2 protein-coding genes are annotated in these 1,628 nt (G+C 64.6%); one reads left to right on the forward strand and one right to left on the reverse strand.

Features of this window, described 5'->3' with window-relative positions; genetic code table 11:
* A partial coding sequence (locus tag WAN71_RS06655; protein WP_422224575.1) for a class I adenylate-forming enzyme family protein occupies positions 1–984 on the reverse strand: 984 nt, incomplete at its 3' end.
* A gap of 119 nt (positions 985–1,103) precedes the next feature.
* Here WAN71_RS06655 and WAN71_RS06660 point away from each other — a divergent pair.
* The coding region (locus WAN71_RS06660; RefSeq protein ID WP_422224576.1) for an SDR family NAD(P)-dependent oxidoreductase at positions 1,104–1,628 on the forward strand (525 nt) is incomplete at its 3' end.

Consider the following 1,628-nt stretch of genomic DNA (forward strand, 5'->3'; position numbering starts at 1 on the left):
GTCCGGATCTTCGATCTGCAGACGAAGACCGCCCACCGGCCGGCCCACGGTGTGCAGAAGGTCGGGGTTTTTGAGTGCGGCAAGTCGATGATCGTCTGGCCCCAAGCTGGTGATCGGGCTGCCCTCGGTTTGGCCGTAAAGGCTGACCATCGCGACGTCGGGCAGCGCGTCAAGAACGCGTCGCAACGTATCGACAGTGATCGGCGAGGCACCATAGATCAATGTCTTGAGCGGAACTGCGTCGAGAAGCCCCGCGCTGAGCAACATCTCGATCATGGTCGGCACGAGCAGGCAGTGGGTGGCATCGAGTTGCTTGAGGTTGCGCCACCAATCGAAGGAGAATCTGTTGGTACAGATAACCGCCGCCCCGGCCGTGAGGGCCACCAGGACGTTGCCCAGTCCCCCGATGTGATGTAGAGGTGAGCCGGTGGCATAGCGGTCGTCGGGGCCAACGCTGATCAGGCGACGCAAAAGCTCAGCGCGGGCGTCGAGCACTCGCTCGGTGAGCGGGACTCGCTTGGGGACGCCGGTCGTTCCCGCGGTGTGCAGGTAGATCGCCGTGGGGCCTGTTTCCGGATGCAACCTACGCCTCGACGCCGGCAAGAAGGGAATTGTCACCGCCCGTATCCCAACCGCGTCGGCAACCTGCCGAGCCGTCTCGGCGAACGCGGCCTCAGCGAGCAGGACCGACGAGCCGCTCCGTCGCACCGTCTCGGCCAGCTCTGCGGGAGTCTGCCGCGGCCCGAGCGGAGCGAGCGGCCTGTTGACCGCGGCACCGCCGAACAGCAGTGCAAGCGCGCGGGCGTTGGTGGTGAGCAACGCAGGGATCAGCTGACCTGCCTGCACGTCGAGCTCGACGAGCAGGTCCGCGGCCGTGACCGCCATTCCGATCAGTTCGCGGCCAGTGACGGAGCCCACTTCGCCTATCACCGCAGCACGTTCACTGCGTTCGTGGACTGCGCAAATCCGCTCGAGCCACGTCATCCGAGCGGTTGAACCAAACTAGTCAGGTACGTATCTATCAACGTCTCTCCTCACCGTTTCGCCAAAGCGATAAATAGTTTACTGTTTGTGTGAACTGTCGCGAAGGAGGGCACGGCAACGTGCGCATTATCGTCACGGGCGGAAGCAGCGGCGTCGGCAAGGCGACCGCACACGCAATGGCCGCCGTCGGCCACGAAGTGGTGATCGCCTGCCGGACCCTGACAAAGGCCTACGACGCCGCGGCGTCGATGCCCGGCGACGTCGAGGTGCGTGAGCTCGACCTGGCCGACCTCACCAGCGTGCGCAAGTTCGCCGACACCGTCGACGACGTCGACGTGCTGGTGAACAACGCCGGTGTGTTGGGCTTGCCGCTGACCCGAACGGCCGATGGCTTCGAGGCTCACATTGGCACCAACCACCTCGGCCACTTCGCGTTGACATGCCTGCTCGGCGACCGGATCCGCGATCGCGTCGTGGCGGTGGCCAGCACCAACTACACCACCGCCCGCATGCACTTCGACGACCTCAATTACCACCATCGCAGCTACAACCCGTGGTCGGCCTATGGGGAATCCAAGCTAGCGAACCTGCTGTTCGTGCGGGAATTGGTCGCGCGCGGCAAGACCGCCTATGCCTCGGATCCC

It is taken from the genome of Mycobacterium sp. (genome assembly GCF_049280035.1).
Taxonomy (GTDB): Bacteria; Actinomycetota; Actinomycetes; order Mycobacteriales; family Mycobacteriaceae; genus Mycobacterium.